Origin of the sequence: uncultured Aquincola sp., assembly GCF_964001545.1 — a bacterium.
GTDB lineage: Bacteria > Pseudomonadota > Gammaproteobacteria > Burkholderiales > Burkholderiaceae_C > Aquincola.
This window is the reverse complement of sequence record NZ_CAXFDV010000859.1, coordinates 1-2889: the sequence shown is the minus strand read 5'-3', so window position 1 is coordinate 2889 and position 2889 is coordinate 1. Positions and strand designations below refer to the sequence as shown.

At 65.7% G+C, this 2889-nt stretch carries 1 protein-coding gene and 1 pseudogene; both read right to left on the bottom strand.

The features are described 5' to 3' along the window. Window positions 1-558: pseudogene (locus ABNT58_RS29565) on the bottom strand (ABC transporter permease); the annotation flags it as partial. A 21-nt stretch (window positions 559-579) separates the two neighbouring features. Then, complete coding sequence (locus tag ABNT58_RS29560; RefSeq protein ID WP_348756922.1) at window positions 580-2781, bottom strand: ABC transporter substrate-binding protein; 2202 nt, start codon at window positions 2779-2781, stop codon at window positions 580-582. Window positions 2782-2889 lie beyond the last annotated feature (108 nt).

Below are 2889 nucleotides of genomic sequence, written 5' to 3'. Positions count from 1 at the left end.
CGGCGCATAGCCCGAGATCGGCGCCAGCTTGAGCACGCGCGAGAACAGGAACTGGCCGACGATGATGTAGAAGAGGCTGCTGATCGACAGCATCACCACACAGGCCACCACGCCCCACACATCGAGCTTGGTACCCCGCAGCATCACCAGCAGCAGCGCAAAGGCCGTGCTGGCGATCACCTGCAGGATGAACAGCGGCAGCGCCATCTGCAGGCTCACCACCATGCGGGTGGCCACCTCGCCGCCGATGTCGCCGGCGCTCTCGGAATCGGCGCGGCCAAACTTCAGCGCGAACAGCGACACCGAGCGGTCCCAGAAGATGGTGTCGGTCACCTTCTCGGTGCCTTCACGCTGCGGGTTGAAGTACAGCGGCTTGTCGTAGGCCCGCTCCACCTTCCAGCGCTCGATGGCCTCCTGCGTGATGCGCTTGCCGCCCAGGTTCAGGCGGGCCATGTCGTCGGGCGTGTTGACGGTGAAAAACAGGACAAAGGTGGCCAGGTTGACGCCCAGCAGGATCAGTGCGCCGTACACCAGACGGCGCAACACATAGGACAGCATCGGGATTGGGCTCCGCTTTGATCAGGCCAGCACTTCGCCACGGGCGTTCATGCGCTCACGTCGGCGCAGGCTGCGCGCCGCCAGCACCACCAGCACCACCACGGCCGCCACCATCAGCAGCGCCGGCCACCACACGGGGTTGTTCCAGGCCTTCTGCTTGGCCACGCGTTCCTGCGCGTCCACCCGCAGGTAGCGGCCCTGGTCGCGCACCAGCACCGCCGGCCGCGAGTTGTAGACCCAGTGCTGCACCGCCGCCGAGGCATGCGGGAAAAAGCCCATGGTCCAGGGCGCATCGGTCTGCGCGATGGTCACCAGCTGGTCGATCAGCTTCTGCTTCTCAGGTCCGTCGTCCAGCGTCTTCATGCGGCCGTAGAGGCGGTCGAATTCGGCGCTGGCGTAGTTGGAGGTGTTCTCGCCGTCGTGCTTGGTCTTGCCGTTGGGGCCGTACAGCAGGAACAGAAAGTTCTCGGCATCGGGGTAGTCGGCGTTCCAGCCCAGCCAGAACACCTGGTAAGTGCCTTTGCGCACCTTGTCCTGGAACTGGTTGTTGTCGGTGGCCCGCACTTCCAGCTGGATGTCGATCTTGGCGAACTGGCGCACCACCCAGTCGATCTCCGAGCGGTTTTCGGGCGTGGGCGCCGAGTAGAAGTCGTAGTTCAGCACCAGCGGCCGGCCGGTCTTGGCATCGCGGCCATTGGGGTAGCCGGCCTCGGCCAGCAGCTTCTTCGCGTCTTCGATCGGTCGCCGCTCCACCTTGCCGTTGACCAGCCGGTGCGTCACCGGGTTGACGTAGCCGGGCTGCCCCTCGCGCGAGCCTTCGATGCCCGGCGGCAGCGGGCTCATCGCCGCATCGCCCGACTTCTTCGGGAAGACCTTGCTGTACTCCTCCCAGTCGATGGCGATGGAGATGGCCTGGCGCAGCTTGCGGTGGCGCTCCGATTCTTCGGGCGTCTTGCCGTCGCCGATCACCGGGTCGAGCATGTTGAAGGCGATGAAGTAGCTGTTGACGTCGGTGCCGCTGTCCAGCCGGAAGCCTTTGTCCAGGTACTCGCGGCGCACCTCGTCGGAGTCGCCCATGTCCACCAGGTAGTCCTTGCCGGTGTCGGGCCGCTCGAAGATCTCGACGTCGTAGAAGCCCTGGCGGAATTTGCCCTTGCGCGGCACCGATTCACGCTCCACCGTCACCACGATCTTGTCGAGGAACGGCGTCTTCTTGCCGCAGTCGGCCAGCAGGCCGGCGGTCTTGGCCACCTCGTCGCCCTCACACGGATAAGGCTCGCCGCGGTAGTTGGGATTGCGGGTCATCACATGGCGCCGGTCCTGGATGAACTCGGTCATCATGAAAGGCCCGGTGCCCACCGGCCAGCGGTCCAGCGTCATGCCGCGTTCGGCCATGCCGGGCTGGGCATAAAAGGCATCGGCCTCCCAGGGCACCGGCGCGGTGAAGGTCATCTGCAGCCAGTAGTTCCACTGGGGGTACTTGCCCTTGATGCGCATGCGCACCGTGTGCTTGTCCAGCGCGGTGGCGCCGGCCAGCGGCCACTGGCGGAAGTCGAGGAACGGCTTGTCCAGGCTGGAAGGGTCGAGCCCCTTGCGCAGCTTGGCATCCTCGGCCTTGACCAGCGTGCTGTACTCGCGCAGGCCGACGATGTACTCGCTGAAGATGCCGAAGATGGGCGTGGTGATGCGGGTGGTGGCGTGCCGCTTGAGGGCGTAGACGAAGTCTTCGGCCACCAGCTCGCGCGTGCCCGTCTGCTCGAAGTCGATGGGCGTGCGGCGGTTGCCGATCTCGCCCGGCTTCATCGAGTGGTACAGGTAGCGACCCTGCGCGTCCTTGGCGAAGGCCGGGTGCGGCTGGTACAGGATGCCCGGCTTGATCGGGATGTCGTAGACGCTCTCGGCGATCTGCTCGCCATCGGCATCGTCGGGCAGCGGCTGGCCGTTCTTGTCCAGGTAATGAGGCTTGACCACCTCGGCCGCGCTCTTGGGCACCAGCACGAAGGGCCGCTTCAGGTAGTGGTAGCCGTACAGCGGCTCGTAGATCTGGTAGGTGAACGGCGTGTCGTTCGACCAGTAGCTGGCCACCGGGTCGAGGTGGCGGGGCGAAGAATCTTGCGCGGCAGTGAACAGCGTGTTGGAGGCGGCCGCTTCATCGGGCCAGGGGTTGTTGTTGCAGGCCGTCAGGCCGGCCAGCGCCACCACGGCGGCCCATGCCTTGCCCACCCGAACCCAACCATCAAAGCCCATGCAACCTCCAAGCGTCTTGCGCATACATCCCATCCGGGCGGCAAAGGCGGGTTCGTGGCCCGGGGGTGCCTCACGGAAGGCGCG